General features: G+C 73.6%; 23 protein-coding genes. 13 read left to right on the plus strand and 10 right to left on the minus strand.

Annotated features, from left to right (window positions below):
- Window positions 1-3 precede the first annotated feature (3 nt).
- A complete protein-coding gene (locus tag PV342_RS05135) occupies window positions 4-852 on the minus strand; it encodes a DUF6461 domain-containing protein (RefSeq protein ID WP_400801158.1) in 849 nt (282 codons plus the stop codon).
- A gap of 120 nt (window positions 853-972) precedes the next feature.
- Here PV342_RS05135 and PV342_RS05140 point away from each other — a divergent pair, with 120 nt between their 5' ends.
- The 3 genes from PV342_RS05140 (at window position 973) to PV342_RS05150 (ending at window position 4,181) form a co-directional block, all read left to right on the plus strand.
- Entirely contained in the window at window positions 973-1,608 is a 636-nt protein-coding gene (locus tag PV342_RS05140; protein WP_400801160.1) for a TetR/AcrR family transcriptional regulator, read from the plus strand.
- Entirely contained in the window at window positions 1,605-2,975 is a 1,371-nt protein-coding gene (locus tag PV342_RS05145; protein ID WP_400801162.1) for an MFS transporter, read from the plus strand. The genes PV342_RS05140 and PV342_RS05145 overlap by 4 nt, the downstream gene beginning before the upstream one ends.
- Window positions 2,976-3,254: 279 nt before the next feature.
- A complete protein-coding gene (locus PV342_RS05150; protein ID WP_400801164.1) occupies window positions 3,255-4,181 on the plus strand; it encodes an oxidoreductase in 927 nt (308 codons plus the stop codon).
- Between the two features lie 26 nt (window positions 4,182-4,207).
- On the opposite strand, the gene PV342_RS05155 is transcribed toward PV342_RS05150, so the two are convergent.
- Window positions 4,208-5,134, minus strand: coding sequence for a universal stress protein (locus tag PV342_RS05155; RefSeq protein WP_400801169.1), 927 nt, complete (start codon window positions 5,132-5,134; stop codon window positions 4,208-4,210).
- A gap of 656 nt (window positions 5,135-5,790) precedes the next feature.
- Window positions 5,791-6,363 (minus strand): Rv1733c family protein, encoded by a 573-nt coding sequence (locus tag PV342_RS05160; RefSeq protein ID WP_400801171.1) that lies wholly within the window; start codon window positions 6,361-6,363, stop codon window positions 5,791-5,793.
- 246 nt (window positions 6,364-6,609) lie between these two features.
- Between PV342_RS05160 and PV342_RS05165 the strand changes: the two genes are divergently transcribed.
- Window positions 6,610-7,518 (plus strand): alpha/beta fold hydrolase, encoded by a 909-nt coding sequence (locus PV342_RS05165; RefSeq protein ID WP_400801173.1) that lies wholly within the window; start codon window positions 6,610-6,612, stop codon window positions 7,516-7,518.
- 162 nt (window positions 7,519-7,680) lie between these two features.
- Here the strand turns inward: PV342_RS05165 and PV342_RS05170 are convergent, their stop codons facing one another.
- The 3 genes from PV342_RS05170 to PV342_RS05180 all read right to left on the minus strand — a co-directional run bounded on the left by PV342_RS05170 (window position 7,681) and on the right by PV342_RS05180 (window position 10,714).
- Window positions 7,681-8,787 carry a type III polyketide synthase gene (locus tag PV342_RS05170; RefSeq protein ID WP_018557823.1) on the minus strand — a complete coding sequence of 369 codons (1,107 nt, stop codon included), beginning with the start codon at window positions 8,785-8,787 and terminating at the stop codon, window positions 7,681-7,683.
- A gap of 361 nt (window positions 8,788-9,148) precedes the next feature.
- Window positions 9,149-10,354 (minus strand): cytochrome P450, encoded by a 1,206-nt coding sequence (locus PV342_RS05175; RefSeq protein ID WP_018557824.1) that lies wholly within the window; start codon window positions 10,352-10,354, stop codon window positions 9,149-9,151.
- A gap of 204 nt (window positions 10,355-10,558) precedes the next feature.
- Window positions 10,559-10,714, minus strand: coding sequence for a DUF6131 family protein (locus PV342_RS05180; protein WP_386994977.1), 156 nt, complete (start codon window positions 10,712-10,714; stop codon window positions 10,559-10,561).
- A 625-nt stretch (window positions 10,715-11,339) separates the two neighbouring features.
- On the opposite strand from PV342_RS05180, the gene PV342_RS05185 reads away from it, so the two are divergent.
- From PV342_RS05185 to PV342_RS05195, 3 genes are all read left to right on the plus strand, one after another.
- Window positions 11,340-12,701, plus strand: coding sequence for a carbohydrate-binding protein (locus tag PV342_RS05185; protein WP_500316004.1), 1,362 nt, complete (start codon window positions 11,340-11,342; stop codon window positions 12,699-12,701).
- A gap of 153 nt (window positions 12,702-12,854) precedes the next feature.
- Window positions 12,855-13,064, plus strand: coding sequence for a hypothetical protein (locus PV342_RS05190; protein ID WP_400801176.1), 210 nt, complete (start codon window positions 12,855-12,857; stop codon window positions 13,062-13,064).
- Window positions 13,065-13,180: 116 nt separating this feature from the next.
- Window positions 13,181-13,441: a hypothetical protein gene (locus PV342_RS05195; RefSeq protein WP_400801178.1), complete on the plus strand. Its 261-nt coding sequence runs from the start codon at window positions 13,181-13,183 to the stop codon at window positions 13,439-13,441.
- A 688-nt stretch (window positions 13,442-14,129) separates the two neighbouring features.
- Here PV342_RS05195 and PV342_RS05200 read toward each other — a convergent pair.
- A complete protein-coding gene (locus tag PV342_RS05200) occupies window positions 14,130-16,202 on the minus strand; it encodes a SpoIIE family protein phosphatase (protein ID WP_400801180.1) in 2,073 nt (690 codons plus the stop codon).
- Window positions 16,203-16,390: 188 nt separating this feature from the next.
- Between PV342_RS05200 and PV342_RS05205 the strand changes: the two genes are divergently transcribed.
- Entirely contained in the window at window positions 16,391-16,957 is a 567-nt protein-coding gene (locus PV342_RS05205) for a type 1 glutamine amidotransferase domain-containing protein (RefSeq protein WP_392610989.1), read from the plus strand.
- Between the two features lie 47 nt (window positions 16,958-17,004).
- Here PV342_RS05205 and PV342_RS05210 read toward each other — a convergent pair whose 3' ends face one another.
- Both PV342_RS05210 and PV342_RS05215 read right to left on the minus strand, forming a co-directional pair.
- The gene (locus PV342_RS05210) at window positions 17,005-17,664 is read right to left on the minus strand and encodes a response regulator (protein ID WP_326579846.1); all 660 of its coding nucleotides are present in this window, start codon (window positions 17,662-17,664) and stop codon (window positions 17,005-17,007) included.
- Window positions 17,661-18,617, minus strand: a complete 957-nt coding sequence (locus PV342_RS05215; protein WP_500315929.1) for a HAMP domain-containing sensor histidine kinase — start codon at window positions 18,615-18,617, stop codon at window positions 17,661-17,663. The genes PV342_RS05210 and PV342_RS05215 overlap by 4 nt, the downstream gene beginning before the upstream one ends.
- 261 nt (window positions 18,618-18,878) lie before the next feature.
- Here PV342_RS05215 and PV342_RS05220 point away from each other — a divergent pair, with 261 nt between their 5' ends.
- The gene (locus PV342_RS05220) at window positions 18,879-19,160 is read left to right on the plus strand and encodes a DUF3040 domain-containing protein (RefSeq protein ID WP_361012506.1); all 282 of its coding nucleotides are present in this window, start codon (window positions 18,879-18,881) and stop codon (window positions 19,158-19,160) included.
- Between the two features lie 170 nt (window positions 19,161-19,330).
- Window positions 19,331-20,914 carry a multicopper oxidase family protein gene (locus PV342_RS05225; protein WP_400801186.1) on the plus strand — a complete coding sequence of 528 codons (1,584 nt, stop codon included), beginning with the start codon at window positions 19,331-19,333 and terminating at the stop codon, window positions 20,912-20,914.
- Between the two features lie 44 nt (window positions 20,915-20,958).
- Here PV342_RS05225 and PV342_RS05230 read toward each other — a convergent pair whose 3' ends face one another.
- Window positions 20,959-22,206 carry a DUF6777 domain-containing protein gene (locus PV342_RS05230; RefSeq protein WP_500315932.1) on the minus strand — a complete coding sequence of 416 codons (1,248 nt, stop codon included), beginning with the start codon at window positions 22,204-22,206 and terminating at the stop codon, window positions 20,959-20,961.
- Between the two features lie 276 nt (window positions 22,207-22,482).
- On the opposite strand from PV342_RS05230, the gene PV342_RS05235 reads away from it, so the two are divergent.
- From PV342_RS05235 to PV342_RS05245, 3 genes are all read left to right on the plus strand, one after another.
- Complete coding sequence (locus PV342_RS05235) at window positions 22,483-24,576, plus strand: SpoIIE family protein phosphatase (RefSeq protein ID WP_400801190.1); 2,094 nt, start codon at window positions 22,483-22,485, stop codon at window positions 24,574-24,576.
- A gap of 123 nt (window positions 24,577-24,699) precedes the next feature.
- Window positions 24,700-25,260, plus strand: coding sequence for a hemerythrin domain-containing protein (locus PV342_RS05240; RefSeq protein WP_018557838.1), 561 nt, complete (start codon window positions 24,700-24,702; stop codon window positions 25,258-25,260).
- Window positions 25,261-25,443: 183 nt separating this feature from the next.
- Window positions 25,444-25,971, plus strand: coding sequence for a hypothetical protein (locus tag PV342_RS05245; RefSeq protein ID WP_386994958.1), 528 nt, complete (start codon window positions 25,444-25,446; stop codon window positions 25,969-25,971).
- Window positions 25,972-26,010 lie beyond the last annotated feature (39 nt).

Raw genomic sequence — 26,010 nt, forward strand, 5'->3', positions numbered from 1 at the left:
TCGTCATCCAGTGAGGTCCGCCGGCCCAGGCACTGCGCTCTGCGGGCAGGGAGCGGGTGACGAGGGCCCGCGGACGACCGTCGGTTCCGCGGCTTCGGCGCGGGCGCGCGCCATGGCGCCCTCGACCTGGTCACGGGTGACTTCCCTGGTGAAGCGTTCGCCCTGGGCGTCGGTGATGTCGATGCTGATGCCGGTCCACTCCTCGGCGGGCTCCTCGGGTACATGGCCGAGCTGGTATTCGGCGCCACGGAGCAGTTCCTCCGTCACCCGGACCCCGGTCAGCCGCTCGGCGAGGGCGAAGGCCGCCGCCTTGGTGTCGACGAGCTCTGCTGCCTCTTCCTCGTCGCCCGACAGTGGCCAACCGACCCCGCGGATCATCGAGTTGAGGGCATCGGGGGTGCTGCCTTCCCTGCGAGTGGGCCACTCGAACGTGGTGCGCAGTTCCCCGTCCTCGTACCAGTGGAAGAAGTGCATGGGCTTGCCTCCGTTGCTGGAGTGCACCACGGCGCGCCCGCCCGCCGACAGGGTCTCCAGGAAGCGCTGCCGCATCCCCGTGCCCCCCTCTCCGACGTGCAGGACGAGCGTCCAGTCACCGCCTTCACCCGGGACGGTGAACGCGCCGGCGACGAAGGAGTCGTCCCAGTAGTCCCCCGGGTCGCGCAGCTCGTCCTGCCGCTCGATCAGCGCGTCGGCTCCCGTGCACGCGCCCTGGGGCTCCGCCTCCATCACGCGCAGCACCTCCCCCGGGGTGACACCCCGCGCCAGGGTCAGGGTGTACCCGCACTCCAGCGCGTAGCCGAACAACGGAGAGGAAGGTATCCAGGCGTAGTCATCTGCGGTCGCCGAGGTCATGCGGCACAGTCTGCCCGCCGCCACCGACAAGGCCGCGGAACGGGCCGGGGCGTCGGCGCGGGCCGCGGACATCGACCCGCCCGTAGACAGTGTCTACGGTGAGCTGGTAGACACTCCCCCATGACGGACGGCGGCTCCCTGCGGGAGCGACTTGTCGATGCCGGCGTGGACCTCGTGCTGGCCGGGGGCACCGCGTCGGTGGGGCTGCGTGAGATCGCCCGGCGGGCGGGGGTGTCCCACGGCGCGCCGCGGCGCCACTTCCCCACGCACGATTCCCTGCTGTCGGCGATCGCCCGGCGCGGCTTCGAGGACCTGCACGCGCGGTTCGCGACCGCGACCGCGGACGCGACCGGGCCGCGCGCCCAACTGGCGGCCGCCGCCCGGGCGTACGTCGGGTACGCACTGGACCACCGCGGCATGTTCGAGCTGATGTTCCGCCACGACCTCCTGGACGGCGCGCCGCAGGCGGACGGCGGCCCGCGGCTGCGGGAGACGTCGCTGCCCCTGTTCCGGGCCATCGTCGACCTCGTCGTCCGGTGCCGGGCGGAGCAGGACGCCGCAACGGCCGCCGCCGCGCCGCCCGCCGCGGTGACGGCGGCGGCCCTCTGGTCGAATCTGCACGGTCTCGTCCAGCTGTGGACCTGGGGCAGTCTCCAGGTCGTCCTGGGCGCCGACGGCCCCGGCGCGGAGTCGCCGGGCTACGAGCCGCTGGTGACGGCGGTCATCGACGCCCATCTCGGGCCGGTGCCCGCGTGATCTCCCCCGCGCGGCGGCGGATCGCGCTCGCGGCCAGCGCCGCGGGCGCCGCGATCGTCGCCCTGGACGGCGGAGTCCTGCTGGTGGCGCAGCCCAGCCTCCAGCGCGACCTGGACGCGAGCGTGACCGAGGTCCAGTGGACCAGCACCGGTTACCTGGTGGCGGTGGCGGCCCTGCTCGTGCTCGCGGGGCGGCTCGGGGACCGCTTCGGTCACCGGCGCCTGCTCTGCGCGGGGGTGCTGGGTTTCGGGGCGGCGTCGGCCGGGATCGCCGTCGCGGGCAGCGTCGGGTGGGTGATCGCGCTGCGCGTGGCCCAGGGCGTGTTCGGGGCGCTCCTGCAGCCCGCGACGCTCGCGCTGCTGCGGCTGGCGTACCCCGAGGACCGGCTGGGAAGGCCGATCGCCGTCCGCACGAGCGTGCTCGCGGTGGCCGCGGGGGCCGGCCCGGTCCTCGGCGGGCTCGTCGTGGCGCACCTGGGGTGGCGCGCCGTGTTCTGGATCAACGTCCCCGTCGCGCTCGCGATCGCCCTGCTCACGCTCGCCGTCCGGGTGCCGTCGCCGGAACGGCCGGCGGACGGCGGAGGGCGGGTCGGCCTGGCCGGCGCGGCCCTGCTCGCGACGGCGCTCGCGGCCCTCGTCCACGCGCTGGCGGGCATCCCGGAGCGCGGGTGGACGGGCACCGGGACACTGCTCGGACTCCTCGCCGCGGCCGGGGCCCTCGCGCTGCTCGTCGCGTACGAGCGGCGCGCGGAGCACCCCAACGTGCCCCGCGCGGTGGCCCGTTCGGTGCCCGTGACGGCGTCCGTCGCCATCCTGCTGGTGACGACCGCGGGGCTCTTCGGCACGCTGTTCCGGGCCACGTTCCACCTGCAGGACGCGCTGCGTCTCGATCCGCTGGACACGGGACTGAGGGTGCTCCCGCTGACGGCGCTCATGGTGCTCGGCGCACCCGTCGCCGGCGCCGCGCTGCGCCGGTACGGGCCGCGCCGTACCGCGGTCTGCGGCACGCTCCTGGTCGTCCTCGGCATCGCGCTGCTGGCGCGGTCCGGCCCGGGCGGTGCGTGGGCCCCGATGGCCGCCGCCTTCGCGGTGCTCGGCGCGGGCTTCGCGACCGTCATGGTGACGGCCACCGCCTCCGTCGTGGGCGACGCCCCGCCCGGGTACGCCGGGGTCGTCGGGGGCCTGAAGCAGACGGCGATGAACGTCGGGCCGACCCTGGGCATCGCGGTCGCGGCCGGGACGACGGGAGCGGCGGGGGTGCCGGACGCCGCGATGGGTACCACCCTGCTCCTCCTCGCCGCGGTCGCCGCCCTCGGCCTGCTCCCGGCGTCGCTGCTGCCCCGGCCGGGCCGGGCGCCTGCACGGTAGTACGAGGGGAGCGCCCGGTCGCCCGGGCCCACCTCGTAGACCCTCTCCCCGCCGGCGGAGCGGACGAGGCGGGCCCCTTGGGCGCGGCGACGTGACCGCTCGTCACCGGAACGTGCACCTCGGCTTGGTGCCGGGTCCGAAAGGGGGCAGCAAGCGCGGTCACCGTCCCGCATCGCGGGTTCACGGGCTGCCGTGGGCACGGCAGTGGGCGCACCGCCGCTTTCCGGCGGCGGGGGACGCCGGGGGATACTCCGGGACGGCGAAAGGAAGCAGTCACCCATGACCACTGACAGGATCTCCGCGGCCGCCCCCGCGGCCGCAGCCGCCGCGGCCGGCACCTGGCTCCTCGGCGACATGAAGGTCAACCGGATCGGCTTCGGCGCGATGCGGCTGACCGGCAGCGCCGCCTTCCACCTCGGTACGCCCAGCGACCGCGACCGCGCGATCGGCGTGCTGCGCCGCGCCGTCGAACTCGGCGTCGACCACATCGACACCGCCGCCTTCTACTTCTCACGGCTGCGTTCGGCCAACGAGCTCATCAACTCGGCCCTGGCGCCGTACCCCGAGGACCTGGTCATCGCCACCAAGGTGGGGCCCGCGCGGGACGCCTCCGGGGAGTGGGTCACGGCCGCCCGCCCCGACCAGCTGCGCGGCCAGGTCGAGGAGAACCTGCGGCAGCTCGGCCGCGACCACCTCGACCTGGTCAACCTCCGCTTCATGGCGAGGACTTCCGTCGCCGAGCACTTCGGCGCCCTCGCCGAGCTGCGCGACGCCGGGCTCGTCCGCCACCTCGGGCTCTCCAACGTCCGTCCCGAGCACCTGGCCGAGGCGCGGGCCATCGCCCCCGTGGTGTGCGTCCAGAACCCCTACGGCGTCGACGCCCGCGACAGCGACGGCCTGCTGCGGGAGTGCGGTGCCCAGGGCATCGCCTTCGTGCCCTTCTACTCCATCGCCGGCGGGGGCCGCGACCGCGGACCGGACGCCGCCGGTGCCGAGAGCGACGCCGTGCTCGCCGTCGCGGCCGCCCACGGCGTCTCGCCCGCGCAGGTGCGGCTCGCGTGGACGCTCGCCCAGGGCGACCACGTACTCGCCATCCCGGGGACGGGCGATCCGGAGCACCTGGTCGACAACCTGGCGGCGGGCGCACTGCGGCTGACGGACGAGGAGACGGCGCTCATCGACGCGGCCGGCCGCCCCGCGCGCTGACCCGGGCCGCGCCGGGGTGCCCGGGGTCAGTCGTGCGGGACGACCGCCACGGGCGCCTTGGCGTGGTGCAGCACCCCGTGCGTCACCGGGCCGACGTGCAGCCCGGCGGCCGCGTGCCGGACGCGGCGGCCGACCACGACCAGCGAGGCGTCGGCCGCCGCCTCGATCAGATGGTGCGCCGCCCCGCCGGCGAGGGAGTGCTCGACGACCTCGACGGCGGGGTACTTGGCCCGCCACGGCGCCAGCACCTGCGTCAGCGCCTTCGCCTGGGCGCCGGTCAGCTCGTGCTCCAGGTCCAGGGCGACGGCCGCGGGGTTGTAGCCGTAGGAGGCCGGCAGGTTCCAGCCGTGGACGACGCGCAGGCCCGTCCCGCGCAGCATGGCGGCCTCGAAGGCGAAGGCCAGCAGATCGTCGTGGGGCCGGGCCAGGTCGATGCCGAGCACCACGTCGCGGAAGGGCGTGTACTGCGAGACCAGCCCGTCGAGGTCCGGGCGGTGCTCGTCCTCGCCCTTCTCGCCGGCCCGTACCAGGACGACGGGCCGGACGGCCTGGGCGACGGTCGCGGAGGCCACGGAGCCGACGAGGAACCCGGCGAGCGCGCCGAGGCCGCGGGAGCCGAGGACCAGCAGTTCCGATTCCTCGGCCGCCGCCGCGAGGGCCGCCGCCGGCTGCCCGCTCACGAGATCGGCGGTGATCTCGAGGTCCGGATGGCGCCCGCCCAGTTCGGCGGCGGCGTCGCGGGGCACGGACTCGGCCCACTGCCGCTGGGTGTCGGGGTCCACCGCGGCGACCGCACCGGCCAGCGGGGCGTAGACGGAGCTGTACGGCTGCCACTCGTGGACGTGCACGAGCCGCAGCGCCAGCCCGCGGCGCAGCGCCTCGCGGGCGGCCCAGTCCGCCGCGGCACGGCTCTCGGGCGATCCGTCGAGACCGGCGGTGACCGTACGGGACATGAGGTGCCTCCTGGCGAACGGGACGAAGGACATGGGCTGTTCGCCCCAGCTTCCCGCCGGCCGCGGACCCCGGGCAGGGGCCGCCGGGCCCGGTCGGGGACCGAACGGCCCATGGGCGGCGGCACGCGCCGTCCGGGACAGTTGGGGGCAGGTCACCGCTGCGATCAAGCGTACGGGGGCGGAACCGGGCGCGGCAGCAGGGGGTGACGCGGCAGCGACCGGGGACATAAGGCGCCGGCACTCCGGCCTCCGGGACCCGGGGATCGGGGCCGACCGTCGAGGAGACGGACGAGGCCCCGGGGCAGGAGATCGTCTCGCACGTGGACCGCCCCCAGTGGGCGTGAGCCCCGTTCACGAGTACGCGACCGCCGCGCTTCGACCGGAGCGCCGGCCGCGTGTTCACGCACGCCCTCGGCATGGGTGAGCCGGGGAGGGATGTCAGTCGTGCGCGCGAAGGCGGCGACGTCCGGCCTTCGCGCAACGGCGATCCAGAGCACGTCGGCACACCGGCCCCGACAAGACGGCCCGCTCATCACGGTGGGCGGACGACCGCGGCGAGACTCGAGGCCGAGCCGTCCGCTCCCGCGACCCCACCAGACCGCTCACCGCGCCTCCTCCGCCGCACTGCCGCCCGTCCGCCTCTGGCCTCCCCGGGCTCAGGCCCTGCGGTGGCCCCACGAGGGGCCGGTCTCCTCCCACTCGCGGGCCCACGCCGCCGCGCGGTGGCGGTCGATCTGCAGGCGGACGACCCAGCGTCCGGCGAGGACCAGCGCGCAGGCGCCCGCCGCGGCGACCGTGCCGAAGACCACGCCTTGGGCCTCGGCCTGCGCGGGGGTGAGCCGGTTCTGCTGCAGCCGGCCGCCGGCGTCCAGCCAGACGGTGGCGGGGGATCCCGCGGGGCTGCCCGGTTCGACACGGGCCTGACCGGTCCGGATGGAGCCGTCGGGCGCGGTCCACCGGACGGGGGTGAGGACCTTGCCGATGGAGCCGGTGTACGGGTTCTCCACGGCCCGCGCGGCGTCCTCGGTCAGGAAGGCCGTCGCCAGGTGGGTGCCCTGGCTGCGCCGGAGCTCGGAGTCCTCCACCGCGGCCGCCGTGGCCGCACCGGCCGCCGGGGCCCCTGCGGCGATCAGCAGCGCGGCCGCCACGCCCGTGCAGGCCTCCACGACATCGCACCGGCGCCGCAGCGGATTGCGGCGCCATTGCCAGAACACCGCCCTGCCGCCCATGGCCGTGCTCCCTTCCCTGTCCGACGACCGTCGCACGCGCCGGCGCTCCCGCAGCAGGGGCCGCACGGATCATTTCCGCCACAGGAGGGGGCCGACCGGCCCATCCGTGCGTACGCGCCGGGCGCGCCCGGCGCCGCCGCGCAGGATGTGACGACCGTCACCCGCCGGCGATCGAACTTCACGTGCCGCCCCGCGTCCTGTCGGTGTCCTGGACCGTCCTGGACACCTTCCGGATACGGAGTACCGATGCCCGCCCCCCAGACCGGCCCCCTGTCCCCCGGCACCCACACCTTCGAGGTGGACGGGGTCGTCCAGCGCTACCACGTCCACGGCACCGGCCCGGTGTGCATCGCGCACTCGGGCGGGCCGGGCGTGTTCTGGGAGTACCTGCGCATGCCCGAGGTCGAACGGCACCTCACGGTCGTCTACCCGGAGCCCGTCGGCACCGGCGGCTCGGGCCGTCTCCCCTCGCACCCGCACGGGTACACCCGTGAGCTCTACAGCCGCTTCCTGGACGCGCTCGTCGACCACCTGGGCGTCCCGCGCGTGCACCTGCTCGGGCACTCGCACGGCGGGTTCGTCGTCCAGTACCACGCGCTGCGCCGGCCCGCGCGCGTCGCCGGGGTCGTCCTGTACGACAGCGCGCCGGTCACCGGCCCCGAGCACGGCGCCGAGGCGATGCGCATGGTCCAGGAGTTCGCCGCCCGGCACGCGGGCCACCCCGGTCTGCCGGAGGTCCTGGGGGCCCTCCAGGGGGTGTCCGCGATCTCCGACGACGTGGAGATGACGGCCGCCCTCAAGGGGCTGCTGCCCGCGTACTTCGCCGACTACTGGGGCCGGGAGGAGGAGTTCGCGCCGCTGCGCGCCGCGGTGGCGGGTACGCACATCTCGGGACTGGACGAGCACCTCGTCCCGGATACCATCGACGACCGGGGCCAGCTGGGGGCTCTCACCGTGCCGGCGCTGGTCGTTGCCGGCCGGTACGACGTGATCTGCGGGATGCGGTGGGCCGGTGAACTGCACGAGCTGATCCCCCAATCGGAACTGGTGGTCCTGGAGAACAGCGGGCACTTCGGCCACCTCGAGGAGCCCGGGCGCTTCGCGGAGGCGGTCGTGGGCTTCGTGACCGCCCGGGAGCGGGTGGTCCCCGCCTGACGGTCCGGCGGAACGAGAGCGACGCGGCGGCCACGTGGCCGCCGCGTCGCAAGCCCGTACGGGCCTCACCCGGCCGTCGGGGGGCCGGGCCGGCCGGTGGCGGGGACGCCGTGGCGTCCCCCATCACCGCCGGCCCGGACCGTCACCCGCCGGGGCCGCGGCTCAGGTGATGACGTCGTACTCCCCGTAGGAGTGCTGGGGCGCCATCGTGGAGTCGAGCCCGTTGGTGACCCATGTCCCCAGGACCATCTCCGCGGTGATGCCCGGGCCGAAGCCGGCCAGCAGTCCGCGGTGCCCGTCGAGGGCGGAGCCCTCCTCGAACATCCGGTACAGGGCGTCGAGGACGACGGCACTCGCGATGTTGCCGTACTCGGTCAGCGTCGCCCGGCTGAACCGGAACGACTCCGGCGGGACGCCGAGGAAGCGGCACAGGTCGTCCAGGATCCGGGGGCCGCCGGCGTGGATGATGTAGTAGTCCAGCTTGGCGGCGTTCCACGCGTGGTCCTCGGCGACCTGGCGCAGCACCGGTGCCAGGGGCTCCATGGTGCCGGGTACGCGCTTGTCGAGCTGGAAGTGGAAGCCCGTCTGGCGCACCGCGTAGGAGATCCACTCCTCGGTGTTCGGGATGAGGTAGGAGGCGTTGCGCTCCAGCCGCATCCCGGTGCCGCCGCTGCCGCGGACGACGGCGGCGGCGATGCCGTCGCCGAACAGCCCGTTGGACAGCAGCGTTCCGACGCTGAGGTCCGTGGGCTGGTAGCACAGCGAGCAGAACTCGCATGCCACGATGAGGGCGTTGGCCTCGGGGTACGCCGTGCAGAAGTCGTGGGCGCGGTTGATGGCCGCGCCTCCAGCGGCACAACCCAGCTGTGCGATCGGCAGTTGACGGGTGTCGTGGCGGAAGCCCATCTTGTTGATGAGCCACGCGGTCAGCGAGGGCATCATGAAGCCCGTGCACGACACGTACACGATGATGTCGATGTCCTCGGGCTCCAACTCGGCCTGGTCGAGTGCCTTTCGCACGACGGCCGGTACCCGTGCCTTCGACTCCGCCTCGTAGATCTGGCTGCGCACGTCGAAGCCCGGATGTTTGAGCACCTCTTCGATCGGCTGGATCAGGTGCCGCTTCTGAACGCCCGTGTTCTCAATGAGCCTGAGGGTCAGGCCGAGTTGCGGGTGGTCCTTGTGCAGCCGTCGTGCCAGCTCAAGCGTTTGTTCGCAGGTGATAACGTTGTCGGGAACCGAGATCACCGGCTTGCACAGAACAGCCATGGGTGGCTCCATTTCCTGCCCCTCGGCGGGCTATGGTCCATCTGGTGCGCTGCTCCGGGATTTCCGGAGCAGGCCCGTACCTGTCACGAAAATGCGGTAGGGGGTACGGGCGCATTCATCGGCGCACCCACAGGGGACTTTCAGGAGGTCCCGGCAAAAGTCGGTTCACAAGAAGGGACCGGCCGCTGTCGAAGTGGATTCATGGCCTGTTCAGATTTGCGTCCACCAGGAAAACGTACGTCACTTGGGCGGATTTCGCATGTCGGAGCGGCCTGCACCAGCGCTCACAAGGGACGACGTGACGAAGCCGGCCCCGCACCCGTGAGGGGTGCGGGGCCGGATCGGGGCCGGAGCGGGCGGTTCACCAGGCGACGTGCAGGGCCACCGGGTAGCGCCAGATCGACGTGGCGCTCCACCGCACCTCGTCGGCCGGCTTGGCCAGCCTCAGGTCCGGGAAGCGGCGCAGCAGCTCCCTGAAGGCCACCTGGAGCTCCATGGTCGCCAGCGGCGCGCCCAGGCAGTGGTGGCCGCCCCAGCCGAAGGTCATGTGGGGCGTGCCGGTGCGGTCCAGGTCCAGCTCGTCGGGGCGGTCGTACTTCTCGGGGTCGCGGTTCGCGGTCAGGTACGAGACGTGGACGACGTCACCCGCCCGGATCAGCACGCCGCCCATCTCCACGTCCTCGACGGCGATCCGCGGGATGCCGACGCCCTTGCGGAACGGGATGTACCGCAGCATCTCCTCGATGGCCTGCGGGATGCGGTCCGGCCGCTCGCGCAGCATGGCCAGCTCCCGCGGGCGGGTGAGCAGGGTGTACGCGATGTTGCCGATCTCGTTGGACGTGGTGTCCTGGCCCGTGATGAGCAGGACCATGGCCATGACGGCGAGTTCCTTGTCGTTGAGGATCTCGTCCCCGTCACGGGCGGTGGCCAGCACACTCACCAGGTCGTCGCCCGGGCGGGCGCGCCGTTCGGCGGTGAGCTTGGTGAAGTACTCCCGCAGGTAGGCCTTGGAGTGGACGGCGGCGTCCCGGTTGTCGGGGCTGAAGTCCATCATGGTGCGCGCGTGGCCGCGCAGCTCCCAGCTGTCCTCGTCGGGGATGTCGAGCACCTCGCAGATGGCGGCCAGCGGCAGGGGCGCCGCCAGGTGCTCCACGAGGTCCGCCGGGGAGCCGCTCTCCTCCATGCCGTCGAGCAGCTCGGCGACGACCCGCTCGATGCTGGGGCGCATGTGCTCGACGTTCCGCGGGGTGAAGCCCTTGGAGACCAGCGAGCGCAGCCGGCTGCTGTCCGGCGGGTCCATCACGTTGATGGCCTCGTCCTGGACGATCGGCTCGGGCGTCATGCGGGGGAAGTCCTTGCCGACGACGGCGGCGCGGCTGAAACGCCGGTCGGTCGTCACCGTCCGCACGTCCTCGTACCGCGTGACGAGCCAGGCCTCACCCTCGCCGTGCGGCAGCTTGATGCGGGAGATCTTCTCGTTCTCCATGAACTGCTTCAGCTGCGGGTCGAACTCGAGGGCCTCGGCGAAGTCGAAGGGGCAGTTGTGCGCGGAGGAACCGGATTCCATGCGAATACTCCAGTGCACCTGGGCGTCGGGGGGACATATCACAACCAATCCCCCGGGCGCGCCGGTGACCACCGCAGGCGGCCCATCCGGGCGAACCCCGCCCCTGGCGGCACGGGCGGGGCCGCGTCACGCCCCGCCCGCGGGCATGAGGGTGCCGCGCCCTCGGGGACACAGGGCGCGGCGCGTACTCGGGCTCACCGGCCGTCAGTAGTAGTGGCGGCGCCCCGCGACGGCGTGCCCCATGGCACCCAGGACCCAGAGCACGAGGCCGATGACCACGAGGATGGCTCCCAGGGTCCACAGAATGGAGATTCCGGTCAGGAATCCGATGATGAGCAGGATGATGCCGAGGATGATCATGATGCACTCCCTTGCTCGGCCCTGGTCGCCTATGCCGCTTCCCGGGCCGGACGCGCCCCCGGGGGCGGGCCCCGGGGCGTTGACCGCGCGGTCGCGGTCGCGCCCGGCCCCGTTCGGACGGGACCGGCCGTCGGCGCCGCCGGTTGTCCGTACCCGCGGCACGGAGCTGCCGGCTTCGCATTCACACCCATTCGTACACGGATCGGCTACCCGGCTTCTCGCGGTTCATGACTGCAGGATTCGACCGGTGTGCCGCCAGCCGGTTTCGCGACCCCACGTGAGAGAGCGCTCTCAACAGCACGAACGCCGTCGGCGCGGCATTCCCTGAGGCCACCAGCACCCCTGCGCTTTCCGGCGCCTACGGTCCGCGGCGCAGCGCGAGCCTCCCCGCCCGGCCTCGCCGACTCCAAGCAGTGAAGGCAGAAAACCGCGCACGACTTCTTTTGTTCCATGTATTGACCGCGGTTCACCCTGGCGGGAAGGTGTTCCCGCCAGATGAGAGCGCTCTCAAAGGCTCTCGGACCTGAACCGCACCCTTCCCCGGCACCGATCCCGAGGAGGCATCACACCCGTGTCCGCGCGAACGACCACCGGCAGGCGGTACGCCGCCAGACCGCTCACCCTCATGGTGGCCGCGGCAGCCACCGTGACCGCGCTCTGCCTGGGCCTGCTCGGCTCCGCCAGGGCCGCCGTCCCGTCCGCACCGTCCGGCTGGACCACCGTCTGGAGCGACGACTTCACCGGCGCCGCCAACTCCCTCCCGTCGAGCGACAACTGGATCATCGACACCGGCACCAGCTACCCCGGCGGCGCCGCCAACTGGGGCACCGGCGAGGTGCAGACCTACACCTCCGACACCGCCAACCTCCGCCAGGACGGTTCCGGCAACCTGCGCATCACCCCGATCCGGGACTCCGCCGGCAGCTGGACCTCCGGGCGCATCGAGACCCGCCGCAGCGACTTCGAGCCCCCCTCGGGCGGCAAGCTCCGCATCGAGTCCCGCATCCAGATGCCGAACGTCACCGGCGCGGCCGCGGCGGGCTACTGGCCGGCCTTCTGGACGCTGGGCGCGCCGTACCGGGGCAACTACTGGAACTGGCCCACGATCGGCGAGTTCGACCTGATGGAGAACGTCAACGGCGTCAACCAGGTCTGGGGCACCCTGCACTGCGGCACCAACCCGGGCGGCTACTGCAACGAGACGAGCGGCCTCGGCGCCACCCGGACCTGTCCCGGCAGCGCCTGCCAGGGCAACTTCCACACCTACGCCTTCGAGTGGGACCGCAGCGTCAGTCCCGAGCAACTGCGCTGGTACGTCGACGGCGTCCAGTTCCACACGGTGAACGCCGACCAGATGGACGCCTCCACCTGGAACGCGGCCACCGCCCACGGCCACTTCATCCTGCTCAACGTCGCGATGGGCGGAGCCTTCCCCGACCCGGTGGCCGGGTACAAGACGCCGACGGCCTCGACCGTCTCCGGCGTGCCGATGCTGGTCGACTACGTCGCCGTCTACAGCTCCGGCGGTGGCGGCACGCAGCCCCCCACCTCTCCCCCGCCGTCGGGGGACACGGGCAGCGCGTACGGCACCCTCCAGGCCGAGTCGTGCACGCAGCAGTCCGGCACCACCGTGGAGAACACGGCGGACAGCGGTGGCGGCCGGAACCTGGCGTCGCTCGCCAACGGCGACTGGGCGCTGTACTCCGGCGTCGACTTCGGGACGACCACGGCCCGGCAGTTCAAGGCCCGCGTCGCCTCCGGCGCCGGAGGCGGCGTCAGCGGTCTGGTCGAGGTCCGGCTGGACAGCCGGAGCAACGCCCCGATCGGCAGCTTCTCCGTCGGCAACACGGGCGGCTGGCAGAACTGGACGACGATCCCCGCCAACATCTCGGGCGTCACCGGCAAGCACGACGTGTACCTCACGTTCACCAGCGGCCAGCCGGCCGACTTCGTGAACGTCAACTGGTTCACCTTCAGCACGACCTGACACCCCGCCGCCCGCGGCGGTCCCGGCCGGCCCCTCCCCCGGCCGGCCGCCGCGGGCGGCACCCTGTCAAGCCCCGATGACGGCAGCCGGCCTCCGCCAGGTGGTCGCCACTCGCGCCTGGCCCGGCGCCACGAGATGAGCGATGCTCCCCGTATGTGGATCTTCTGGGCGCCGCTCGTACTCGTCATCGCACTCGCCTCCTGGGTCGGCTGGAGGGCGCGTCGGCACGGCGAGCACCCCTTCCGCGACGGCGCGGCCATGTCGCGGGACGTACGGGACGCCCGCCGCGACATCCGCGCCTGGAAATCGGGATCCCTGGGGCACAGCGGCCAGGACATCTCCTGGATGAGGAAGCGTCGATAACCCCGGCTCGCCGGTGCGGGCACGCTCGGCACCCGGCACGACGACCCCGGCGCGAGCAGGGCCGGATCGGGCCGCGAGAATCACCTCGCCACGACAACGACGACGAGGAGGAACCCGTGACCAGACCCGCCCCGCGCACCGCCACCGCCCTGTACGCAACGTCGGGGACGTGCGCCGTCATCGGTGCGCTGCTGTGGCTGCGCGGCCGGCCCGGCTCCGCGTACCGCGCCTACATCGGGTTCGCGGACCAGCCGCCGGCGTCGTCCTGGCGGGTGTGGTCGTCGGCGGTACCCCAGGACCGCCTGGGTCTGTACCTCCTCGCGGCCGGGCTGGTGCTCGCTGTGGTGGCACACCTGATCGCCGTCTGGCGCGAATGAGCGGTGGTGGAGCGGCGTGGCAGGCTCATCGGGCCGGGGCCTTGGTTCCTTCCGGTCCTGGAGGTGGAGACCCCACGCCGGCTCGATGGCAGGCGCCGCGCCGACTTCCCCGCGTGCGTGCCGGTCGGCCACCGGTTCCGTGCCGAATACGTACTCGCCGCGGACGTGCGAGTAGCCGTCGGCCCACAACTCCATGGCCTGACCCGTGACGAGTTCCACATGCCACCGGCTCGGTGGGTCCTCCGACGAACTCCATGCCCCGATCCCACACCACCGCACGGGCCGCCCGCCCGGTGTTTCCGGCGGCCTCCGTGCCGGACGCGGGTGCGAGCGCGGCCGGACCGGGCGACACCCTCCCTGCCGTCACGCCCCTGCCGTCAAGCCCTGGACGGTCGCCCGGACATGAAGAACGGGCGCGGCAACGGGAGGACCGCAGTGGGTACGTGGCTCAGGGCGGTGTACGCCATCGGGTCCGGAGTGGTCCTGATGCCGGCGGCGCTCGACGTGGGCGACATCGCGGGGCGGCTTCACGGCCGTCTGGCGCATCACCCGAGGGTCGGCGTCGTCCTGACTCCCCTGGTTCTGAGGGACCGCATGCGCGGTCCTCGGAGCGATCGGGATGGCGATCGGTGCCGTACGCCTGACGATCCGGTACCGCGTCGCGGCGTAGCTCCCGCCGGGCGGCCCGTCACACGTCCCTGGGGCGCGCGATGAGGAGGGCCACATCGTCGCGGTCTGCGGGGTGGCGCAGTGCGGCGAGAAGGCGGTCGCAGGTCTCCTCGACCGGCTCGTCGGGGGCGTCCAGGAGCCGGAGCAGGTCGTCGAGGCGTTCGTCGATGGCGCGGTCGCGGGTCTCGACCAGGCCGTCGGTGTAGAGGACGAGGCGGTCGCCCGGGACGAGGTCGACGGTGGTGCTCTCGAAGGGCACCCCGCTGACCACCCCCAGCGGGGTGCCCGTGGGCAGGTCGAGCAGTTCGGGGCGCTTGCCGGCACGGACGACGACCGGGGGCAGGTGCCCCGCGTTGGCGAGGTGGCAGACTCCGCGACCGGGGTCGTACACCGCGTAGACGCAGGTCGCGATGTAGGGGTCCAGCCCGTGGGTGATCCGGTCGAGGTGGCCGAGGACCTGGTCCGGGTCGAGGTCGAGGCCGGCGAGGGTGGAGGTGGCGGTGCGGAGCCGCCCCATGGTGGTGGCCGCGGGGACGCCGCTGCCCATGACGTCGCCGACGACGAGGGCGACCCTGCCGTCGTCGAAGGGGATCACGTCGTACCAGTCGCCCCCCACCTCGCTGCTGGCCTGGGCCGCGCAGTAGCGGGCGGCGAGTTCCAGGCGGGGGTGGGCCGGCGGGAGTTGGGGCAGGAGGCTGCGCTGCAGGGTCTCGGCGGTGCTGCGCAGCCGCTGGTGGAGGCGGGCGTTGTCGATGGACACCGCGGCGCGGGAGGCCAGTTCGCCGGCGAGGGTCTGGTCGTCCTCGTCGAAGGGCTCGGCGGTGCGGGCGCGGGCGAGGCCGAGGACGCCCAGGATCCGGCCTCGGGCGATGAGCGGGACGGCCAGGGCCGTGTGGACGCCCGCCCGGGCCAGCAGTGAGGCGGCGTCGGGGTCGCGGGCGATCTGCACCAGGCTCCGCTCGTCGGCGTGGGTGAGCAGGCCCGGGCGGCCGGTGTCCAGGCACCGCGCGGCCAGGTGGTCGGGACCGTACGAGACGAGGCGGCCGGGTCTGCCGAAGGCACCGGCCGCCTCGCCGGCCTCGACGCATTTCGCGGAGAGCGCCCGGAAGCGGGTGCGGTCGTGGCCGGGCTCGCCGCCGTCGTCGCGCAGCGCGGAGTCGAGGACGTCGACGGCGGCGAAGTCGGCCAGTTCGGGCACGACGACGTCGACGAGTTCCCTGGCGGTGTCCTCCACCTCCAGGGAGTTGCCGATGCGGGCGGAGCTGTCGGCGATCACGGCGAGGCGCTGCCGGGCGCGGTCGGCCTCCTGGGCCGAGCGGTGCCGGTCGGTGACGTCCACCACGGAGGCCGCGACGCCCAGGACGTGGCCGTTGCGGTCCTCCAGCCGGAAGTAGGACACCGACCAGGCCCGGTCGGCCGTCGGGTCGGCGGGCGTGCGGCCGACCACGTACCGGTCGACGATCGGCGTGCCGGTCCGCAGGACCTGGCGGAGCGCGTCCTCCGCCGTGCGGAACCTGGCGCCGGGGAGCACCTCGCGGAAGGGGCGGCCGACGTGGTCGCACTCGGTCATCCCGTGCATCGCGGCGAGTGCCGGGTTGACGGACAGGTAGCGCAGGTCGGTGTCGAGGACGGCGAGACCGATCGGGGACTGCGCGACCAGTTGGAGGGAGAGGGCGAGGCCGCGCTCCAGCCGCTGCAGCACGGGCCGGTCGGTGGCTATCCCCAGGGCGTAGACGCGGCCGCGGCTGTCCGTCAGGCGGACGTTGCGGAACTCCGCCAGGCGGGTGCTGCCGTCCTTGTGGCGCACGGGGAACGCCCCCGACCAGCTGCGGCCGGTCTCCAGCACCTCCGTGAACAGCCTCATGGCGTCGTCGCGGTGCTCGGGACGGACCAGCAGCGGCGCGGCGTACCGGCCGACCGCCTCGTCCGCGGTGTAGCCGAACAATTGCTCCGCCTGCGGGCTCCACATGTCGATGCGCCCGTCCGACTCGAGCAGGACCGCGGCGACCCCCAGGAGGTCCATCAGTCCACTGGGGCCGAGTGCCCTGGCCTCGAGCTGGTCGGCGCCGAGCGGCGTCCGCGCTTCGGTCATCGCAGGCTCCCTCTTCGCCCGCCCCTTCGCCGATCCCTTCCTCGCTTTCCGTCCGTCCGCCTACCCCGGCTGCGGCGAGTGAGTCCTGCTCTTCGGCGCCTCCGGGGGACGGTGCGAGCGCGTTTCGCCGGCCCGCTCCCGGGCAGGCGCCAATACCGCACGAGAAGCGCACAGAAGAGAGAGATCCCATGGCTGCAGAGTTCCCGGGCGGCCGCCGTGTCCTGGCGGTCGTCTCCAATTACGGGGTCGAGCAGGACGAGCTGGTCGTCCCCGTCGAGCACCTGCGTGACAAGGGTGCCGACGTCACCGTCGCCGCGGCGCGGCGTGACGCCGTGCGGACCCTGGTCGGGGACAAGGATCCGGGCAAGGTCGTGGAGCCGGACACCACCCTCGACGAGGTGGACCCGAGCGGTTTCGACCTGCTGCTCATCCCCGGCGGCACCATCAACGCCGACAACCTCCGCCTCCACGGGAAGGCGATGGAGGTCGTACGGGCGTTCGCCTCGACCGGGCGTCCGATCGCGGCGATCTGCCACGGCCCGTGGGCGCTGGTCGAGGCGGGCGTCGCGAAGGGCAAGACGCTCACCTCGTACGCCTCGGTGCGGACCGACCTGCTCAACGCGGGCGCCGCGTCCTGGGTCGACGAACCGGTGGTGAGCGACGCCTCCGCCGGGTACCCGCTGGTCACCTCACGCACGCCGAAGGACCTGGACGCCTTCCTGGGCGAGGTCGACAAGCTCCTCGCCGGCACCTGAGCGGGATCGGGATCGGCGGCTCGGGTTCACGGTCGCGGGGTCGAGGGTCAGGGCTCGATGAGCCCGGCCCTGATCGCGTAGCGCGTGAGTTCCAGGCGGTCGCGCAGACCGAGCTTCTGCAGGAGGTTGGCGCGGTGGCGCTCGACCGTCTTGATGCTGATGAAGAGCAGGTCGGCGATCTCCTGGGACGTGTGGCCCTCGGCGACGAGCTTGAGGATCTCCTCCTCGCGTTCGGTGATGGCACGGGCCGGCAGGGGCTCTCCCTGGCGGGCGCGTTCGAGGTAGCTGCGGATCAGGGTGGTCACGGCGCCGGGGTAGATGAAGGGTTCGTCGCGTACGGCGGCCCGGCAGGCCTCGACGAGATCGCGGTCGGCGACGGACTTCAGGACGTATCCGCTGGCCCCGGCTTTGAGCGCCTCGAAGAAGTACTGCTCGTTGTCGTACATCGTCAGGATGAGGATGCGCAGGTCGGGACGGAGCCTGCTCAGTTCCCGGGCGGCCTGCAGGCCGGTCATCCGGGGCATGGCGATGTCCAGGACGGCCAGGTCGACCGGCTCCTCGCGGGCCTTGGCGACGGCCTCGGCGCCGTCACCGGCCTCGGCGACGACGGTCAGGTCCGGTTCGCCGTCGAGGATCAGCCGGACACCCCGCCGCACCAGCGCGTGGTCGTCGGCGAGGAGGATGCGGGTGGGCGGCGGCGCGGTCATCGCGGACCGCCCACCGCCGGGGCGGGTACGCGGAGCCGGATGTCGGAGCCGCCGCCGGGGGCGGCACCGGTGGTCAGCGTCGCGCCGATGAGCAGGGCCCGTTCGCGCATGCCGCGCATCCCGGCGCCCTCGGGCGCGTCGCCGATGCCCTTGCCGTTGTCCCTGACCAGGAGTTCGGCCCCGCCTCCGGGGGCGGCGCCGAGGTGTATCTCCACCCGGTCCGCGCCGGAGTGCCGGGCCGCGTTGGTGACGGCCTCCTGGGCCACCCGGTAGAGCACCAGCTCGGTCTCGTCGTCGAACGCGGGGAGCGCGGGCCCCCACCGCTCCACGACCGTGAGCCCGGGGCTGGTGAACTCACCTGCCAGGGCGCGCAGGGCGCTGTGCAGGCCGAGTTCCTCCAGGACACCGGGGCGCAGACGGCGCGCTATGCGGCGGATCTCGTCCAGCCCGGCGCGCGTGGTCTCCTGCACCTGCCGCAGGTCGTCCTTGAGCGGGTCGGGGGCCAGGTCCGCGCTGCGACCCAGTTGCAGGACGACGGCGGTGAGGGTCTGGCCGACCTCGTCGTGGAGTTCCTGGGCGATGCGCTGCCGTTCGGCCTCCTGCGCGGACAGCACGCGGGCACTGGTGGTGGCGCGCTCGGACTCCAGACGGTCGAGCATGGTGTTGAACGTGGAAATCAGTGCGGACATCTCACCCGATCCGGTGACGGCGGGCCGGCCGCCGGGGTGCAGCAGGTCGGCGGAGTTCATCGCCCGGCTCAGTCGCTGGAGCGGCGCCAGCCCGACGCGCAGCAGCAGGGCGTTGGCGACGAGCATCGCGACCAGCCCCACGCCCAGCACCAGCGCCTCGCCGAGCAGCACGGGGGTCGAGACCGTGACGGGGCCGAGCAGGAGCACCGCGGCGACGACCAGCACCGCGCCGTTCAGCAGGAAGATCCGCCAGTACAGCGACATGGTCCCGCCTTCCTCGGGGGTCTGCCTCCACTGTCCGCCGCCACCGCCGTGCCGTCCTGGCGGGCGGTCCGCCACGCCCCTCCCGCCGTGGGTGGCGGGCACCCGGGTCCCGCTTCCAGCCTGCCCCGGCCGGGGGCCCCGGCCATCGGGGCCGGCACCCATTTCCGGGCCGCGGGATTGGGTGCCGGCCCCGATGGTTCCGCGGCCGGGTACGGGCGACGGTGGAGGTGACAGGGCCCACCGCTCCGGGAGGAGGACACCATGCCGCACCTGCACAGGGCCATCGAGGACCTCGAGGCCGAGACGAGGCGCACGGACCCCCGCTTCGCCGAGGGATTGCGGACCGGCCGCCCCTGCGCGCCACGCGAGTACCGGCGCCGCATGGGCTGGTTCCTGCAGGCGGTGGCGCTCGCCTGGATCCTGGTCGGCATCGCGCTGCCGCAGGGGCTGCTGCTGGCGGCCGGACTGGTCCTGGCCGGCATCGGCACGGGGGTCCTGTCCCCCCGGCACGACGCCGTGGGGCGCGGCCGCCGGCGGTCCTGAGCCGGGGGCCGGGACGGCGGTTCCGGGGGTCGCGGGCGCGCTGGGCGGGCGGCCGGCGGGTCCGAAGGTTGTTCGCGGGGCCCGCGTGTGGCGCCGTTGTGCGGGCCTCGGGCGGGCTATTGTGTCGCCGACCGAAAAATTGCGCAAATCGTCACATTTGGGAGACCTACGTGATCGAAGGCATCGGCAGGCGCCGTTTTCTCGCCGCGGGGGCGGCCGTCGTCGGGGCGGGCGCGGCGGCGAGCCGGGCCTGGGCGGGCACACCGCTGGCCGATGTACCACCGGGCGGGATCCTGCGGAGCAAGGCCCGTCTCCCCCGCCCGTTCCAGGTACCCCTGCCGGTCCCGCCGGTCCTCGAGCCCACGCTGCGGACCGCGACGACCGACTACTACAACCTGACGCAGCGCGAGGCGAGGCTGGAGATCCTCCCCGGACTGCGCACCAACTGCTGGACGTACGACGGCTTCTTCCCCGGGCCCACGATCGTCTCCCGTTCGGGGCGCCGTACGGTCGTCACGCACCGCAACGAACTGCCCCAGCCGACCGTGGTCCACCTGCACGGCGGTCACACCCCCGCCGAGAGCGACGGTTACCCGGTCGACCTGACCATGCCGGTCGGCAGCACCATGTCGTACGACGACGCGATGGCGGGCATGCCGGAGATGCACGACTCGTCGGGAAACCTCAGCCACGGCCAGCGCAGCTACACCTACCCGATGCTGCAGCGCGCGGCGACGCTCTGGTACCACGACCACCGCATGGGCTACACCGGCCCGGCGGTGTACCGCGGGCTGGCCGGGTTCCACCTCCTGACGGACGACGAGGAGGACGGGCTCGACCTGCCGCGCGGCTCCCGCGACATTCCGCTGCTGCTCGCGGACCGGGCGTTCGCCGAGAACGGGTCGCTGCTCTACCCCGCGGTCGACTCGGGCATGCACAAGCCGGGCGTCGTGCACTCGCACCACTTCGGGATGATGGGCGACGTCATCCTCGTCAACGGCGCCCCGTGGCCCGTGCACCGGGTCCGGCGGCAGCGCTACCGGCTGCGCTTCCTCAACGGCTGCAACGTCCGGGACTTCCGTCTGGAGCTGGACCCGCCGCCGCCGGGCGGCCGGGGACTGCTGCAGATCGGCAGCGACGGCGGACTGCTGGGCAGCCCGCTGCCCCACGACAGCCTCCGCATCGCCCCGGCCGAACGCTTCGACGTCATCGTGGACTTCGCCCGCTACCGGCCCGGCACCAAGGTGCGCCTGGTCAACCGCTTCGGCAGCGGCAGCACCGCGCAGGTCATGCGCTTCGACGTCTCGCCGTCCTCGCGGAAGCCGCACGACGACACCCACATCCCCAGGCGCCTGTCGCGCTACCCGGCCACCGTTCTCGACCCCAGCAAGGCCGTGGCGCACCGGACCTTCGCCTTCCGGCACTCGCGCGACGGCTGGACGATCAACAACCTGCCGTACAAGCCCGGCCGCTCGCTGGCCCGGGTGAAGCTCGGCACGGTCGAGATCTGGAAGTTCACCTCGGTTTTCTTCCATTCGGTGCACGTGCACCTCGACGCGTTCCGGGTGCTGTCCCGCAACGGCAAGAAACCGGGCGCGTTCGACGCGGGGTGGAAGGACACGGTGGCCACGGGCCCGGGCGAGACCGTCGAGGTGGCGGTCCGCTTCACCGACTACCCGGGCAAGTTCATGATCCACTGCCACAACCTCGAGCACGAGGACATGGCGATGATGGCCGACTTCAGCACGTACTGAGCGGACCCGGGCTCAGCCGCGGCGGCCCGCGGCCCGGCACGGCCTCACCGCGACGCCGCCGAACCGGTCGGCTGTCCGGGGCCCGTACCGCCGGGCGGGGGGCTCTCCCCGCCCGGCGGCCCCGGCGTTCCGGGTTCTGGGCTGCGCGGGGCGGGGCCCGTGCCGGACGGCGGGGACTGCGGAGCGGTCCCGCCCGGTTCGCCCGTCGGCGTGGTAGGACCCTGCTCCGGGGCGGCCGGCGAGCCACCCCGCGGCGAGGCGGACGGGCTGCCGGACGGTGCGTTCCGCGGGGGTGTCGTCCGCTCGTCCCCGGAGGCCTTGCCGTCGCCGCCGGTTCGGGTGAACCACTCGCCGGTGTCCGGGTCACGGACCACGAACTTACGCACCGGCTCCGACGCCGGGGCCACCACGACCGTCCTCGACGGCTGGTAGCCGGGCCACGCGCGGCCGACGGTCGTGGCGCCGCCCCTCTGCTCGACCGGCCGGGTCAGCGGGTTGCCGCAGGCGCAGCGCACCCGGGGCAGGCCCCGGTCGTCCACCAACACCGCCGTCCCGGCCTGCAGCACCGCCTGGAAGGCGGTGGGCCGGCCGCCGCGGTAGCCGTGGTTGGTGACCCGGGTGTCCGCACGCAGCTGGAGCGGGGTCAGCTCCCGCAGGTACGCCGGCACGCCGGACGGCTCGAGGCCCAGCACCCCGGCGAACGCCTTGTTCTTCGCCGGGTCCGCCGACAGTGCGCTGATCTGCTTCTCCACGTCGCAGCTCGCGGCGTCGCGCGTTCCGCCGTAGAGGCCGGGCGTGGCGCCGCTGTAGACCTGCCGCACGGCTCCTCCCGTCGTCGACGGGCTCGGCAGGGCCGGTGTCGCCGAGGGGGCGGCGGTCTCCTCGGCCGTCGACCGCGTGAACGGGTTCGGTCCCGCACTGCCCGCCGTCTGCAGGAAGAGCTCCCCCTGCTTGCCGCCCGACACCCCGCCGGGCCGGGTGAACACCACGGACAGGGCCACCGCGGCGACCACGACGGCGGTGATCGCGGCCACCTTGGGCACCGATCGCCACCAGGGCCCTTCGCGTCCTCCGCCGTCCCCGTCGCCGTCTCCCCCGCCCCCACCGCCGCCGTCGTCCGGGGGTTCGCCCGGTGGCGGGGGCGGTTCCCCCACGACGACCGTCGGGGTCCGGCGCCGCCGTCCGGGCGGTTCCCGGCCGGGTGGCCTCGCCTCGTCCGTTCCGTCGGGTCCGGACAGCGGGCCCGCGGGCGGGCCCTGGGGGCGGGCGAGCGAGGGCGGTAGAACGCTCACAGGGCTTTCCTCCACTCGTCCCCGACCGGCACGCGGGGCGAACGGCGCCGCCGTCCACCCAGAAGCCCCACCCGCTGACCATTGTGTGCGCCCCCCACACAGTCCCCGCAAGCCGACGTGCGCCGGTACGGCAAGCGCGGGTACGGGCCCCTCGCCGGGCCCCCCTGCGAGGGGTGCGCCGCCCCGGCTCCGGGGGGACCATGGAATCGCGTCGGCGGGAACGGCGGGGGACGGCGGACCGACCGGCCGGAACGGCAGGCGGAAGAGGCACCCACCATGAGCGACACGGATCGGTACACGACCGGCCCGGAGCGGCTGGAGGGACTCTCGACGAGCCCGAGCGGGCTGATGGACCTCCTGGGTGTGGCCGCGGTGCTCCTGGAGGGGGACGGCCGGGTGGACATGTGGAGTCCGCAGGCCGAGGAGCTGTTCGGCTACACGGCGGAGGAGGCGGTCGGACGCTACGCCGCCCACCTGCTGGTGCACGACGCGCACCGCAGGCTCGTCGTCCGGCTGTTCGCCGAGGTCATGAGGACCGGCGAGAGCTGGGCGGGGTCCTTCCCCGTACGCCGCAAGGACGGCAGCCGCCGACTGGTGGAGTTCCGCAACATGCGGCTGATGGACAGCCTCGGCGACCACTACGTCCTCGGGCTCGCGACGGACCGGTCCACCATGCTCGAGGTGGAACAGGAGGTCGCCCTGTCCACACGGCTGATCTCGCAGTCGCCGATCGGCATCGCCGTACTGGACACCGGGTTGCGGTACCTCAGCCTCAACCCGGCGCTCGCGCGGTTCCACGGCATCTCGGTCCAGGACCACCTCGGGAGAACGTTCCGCGGCGTCCTGCCCGGGCCCGAGTTCCGGGCGGTGGAGGCGGAGATGCGGCAGGTGCTGGCGTCGGGGGAGCCGATGGTCGACCGCTACATCGTCGGCCGTGCCCCCTCGGGCCCGCGTGACGAGCACGCCTGGGCGGTGTCCCTCTACCGGCTGGAGGACCACCGCGGACACGTGCTGGGCATCGCCGAGGTCGTCGTCGACATCACCGACCGGCACCGCGCGGCCGCGGAGGCCGACCGCGCCCGGCGCCGGCTGGCGGTGATCGCGGACGGCTCCGCACGGATCGGCACCGCCCTGGAGGTGGAGCGGACGGTACGGGAACTCGCCGAGGTCGTGGTGCCGGAACTGGCGGACCTGGCGGTCGCCGACATCCTCGACGCCGTCCTGGACCAGCGTGCCCCCGCCCCGCCGCCGGACGCGCCGGTCTTCCGCTCCCTCGCGGTCAGGAGCGCCTACCCGACGGACGCCGTCCGGGCCGTCCCCGCCCCCGGCGACGTCGTCACCTACCACCCCGGGCACCTCTCGGCGCTGTGCGTGCGCACGCTCCGCCCCCACATGATCGCCCGCGCCGGCCGGCACGACCTCGAGCGAATCAGCTCCGGCCCCGAGTCGGCGCGGCTCCTGGCCGGGGCCGGGGTCCACTCGTACATGGCGATCCCGCTCATCGCCCGCGGCGAGGTGCTGGGCGTGCTCGGCATGTGCCGGGCCCGTACGCGGGCGTCCTTCGACGAGGACGACCTCGCCCTCGGCTGCGAGCTGGCCGCGCGAGCGGCCGTGTGCATCGACAACGCCCGCTGGTACCAGCAGGTGAGCAACACCGCCGAGACCCTGCAGCGCAGCCTGCTCCCGCAGCCGCAGCCGTACCACCCCGGTCTGGAGGTCGCCGCGCGCTACCGGCCCGCGCAGGCCAGGAGCAAGGTCGGCGGCGACTGGTACGACGTCATCCCGCTCGACGACGAGCGGACCGCGCTCGTCGTCGGCGACGTCATGGGCAGCGGCATCGAGGCCGCCGCCACCATGGGCCGCCTGCGCACCGCCACCTCCACGCTGGCCGAGCTGGACCTGGACCCCGCCCAGGTGCTGGCCCACCTCGACAAGATCACGCGCGGCCTCGACCCGTACATCGCGACCTGTGTGTACGCCCTGTACGACGCGCGCAGCGCCGAGTGCCGGCTGGCGACCGCCGGGCACCTGCCCCCGGTCCTGGTGCACGGCGACGGCTCCCCCGAACTGCTCGACCTGCCCACGGGCACGCCCCTGGGCGTCGGTGGCGTCCCCTTCGAGAGCGCGAGCATCACGCTCGTGCCCGGTGACCGTCTGGTGCTGTACACGGACGGGCTCGTGGAGACCCGCGAGGACCCGATCGACGAGCGCCTCGGGCTGCTCCTGACCTTGCTGGGCACGCCTGACCCCTCGGTGGAGGAGACCTGCGACCGGCTGCTGCGGGAGCTGCCCGGCGCGGACGAGCACGACGACGTCGCCCTGCTGATCGCCCGCGCGGACGCGCACCGCCGGCCGTGGGAACGCCCCTGATCAGGTGCCGCCGGGCGGGTGGTGACCGCGTCCCCGGGTGGGCTGGGCCCCGGGAGGGTGGAATGCATGGGGTTCGGCCCCGGCGCACGCCGGGCCGTACTGCCGCACGAAAGGCGTGAGGGAATGGGACACGGCGGAAACGTGATCGCTGAGCTGCTGGCCGACCACCGCGAGGTCGAGGAGATCTTCGACCGCATGCAGTCGATGTCGACCGGCAACCCGGCGCTGCGGGAGCTGGTGGACGAGGTGACCATCGAGCTGGTGCGGCATTCGGTGGCGGAGGAGCAGTACCTCTACCCGGCCGTCCGCGAGCACGTCGAGGGCGGGGACCGCATCGCGGACAAGGAGATCGCGGACCACGCCAGGATCGAGGAACTGCTGAAGGAGCTGGAGCAGCTGCCGCCGAACGACGGCCGGTTCCACCCCCTGCTGATGCGGCTGATGGACGAGGTCACCGCGCACGTCCAGGACGAGGAGGGCACGCTCTTCCCCAGGCTCGGCAGCGCCTGCTCCGCCGAGGCGCTCGACGATCTCGGCGACAAGGTGCGCCGCGCCAAGTCCCTCGCCCCGACCCGGCCCCACCCCGCCGCGCCGGACACGCCCCCCGCCAACAAGATCATCGCCCCGGGCGCCGGCCTCGTCGACCGTGCCCGCGACTTCGTGAGCGGCCGCGGCCGGTCCTGACCGCCGGCCGCGGCGGCGCAGGGTTCCCGTTCCTCCGGGAGCCCTGCGCCGGGTCCTCCGGGTCCCTCCGGGGGGGCGGGAGTGATGCGGCTCATGTCGCGAAAGCGCTGTTTTGCGTACGCTGGGCGCGCCGCGCACCGGACGGGCGCGGCACCCCCGCGCACGGAGGACGGTTCGTTCCGCATGCACAGTGAGTTCTCGTCGGTCATCGCCGCGGCCACCCGGTGGCTGCTGTCCGCCTATCCGGCGACCGGTGGAGCGCTCAGCCGTGCCCTGGCGGAGGCCCAGGCCCGCCAGGCGGCCATGGTGGCGGCCGCCCTGCGCCATCCGACGGCGGTGGACGCCGCCCTGCTCGGGCTCCTCGCGCCCGGCGGCGCCGACCGGCTGGACCGGATCGCCGGAGCCTGGATCGCCGAGGAGGACGGCGGGGACGGCTGGCGGACCTGGGTGGACGAGGTCGTCGTGAGCTGGGCGGCCTGCCTGCTCTCCGACCCGGGACTGGCCGCCTCCGCGGTGACGGCCCTCGCGGCCACCGAGCACGGCCCCTCGCTCGCCGGCGACGCCCTCCGGCTCACGGGTCCGGGCATCCACGACCGCGCGGCGGCCGCCCTCCTCCGGCACCCGGACCTGGTGGCACCGATAGCGGACCTGCACCGCGCCGAACTGACGGCCCTGCTGGCGGCGGAGCCGCTCGACAGCTTCCCTGCGTAGCGGGCCGGTTCCCGCGGCGCCCCGGGCCCACCGTCCGCG

The sequence above is a fragment of the Streptomyces sp. PA03-3a genome (genome assembly GCF_033792735.1).
Lineage (GTDB): Bacteria > Actinomycetota > Actinomycetes > Streptomycetales > Streptomycetaceae > Actinacidiphila.